General features: G+C 60.9%; 1 protein-coding gene. It reads left to right on the top strand.

All coding sequences use genetic code 11. The features are described from left to right. Nucleotides 1–48: 48 nt before the first annotated feature. The coding region (locus tag AC0IYH_RS31930; protein ID WP_471838292.1) for a citrate/2-methylcitrate synthase at nucleotides 49–266 on the top strand (218 nt) is incomplete at its 3' end.

The following is a 266-nucleotide window of genomic DNA, read 5'->3' as shown; positions in this document are numbered from 1 at the left end:
CGGCTACAGCGATGAACAGATCCAAAGCCTGCGCGAGGAGCACGCACTATGACCGACGCCATCGACGGACGCCGCATGAGTGAGCAGTGGTGGACGACCTCCATCATCCAGATGCAACCGGGTGAGATCCGCTACCGCGGTTATGCCATCGAAGAGCTGATCGGCAATGTCGGGTTTGCCCAGATGATCTGGCTGATGCTGCGTGGCGAGTTACCCAGTGCGGCCGAAGGACGCCTGCTGGAAACCGCGCTGATGTCGGCCGTTGA

It is taken from the genome of Pseudomonas sp. AC463, from assembly GCF_979253585.1.
Note: the sequence above shows the minus strand (reverse complement) of the source record. Positions and strands in the feature narration are given on the sequence as shown.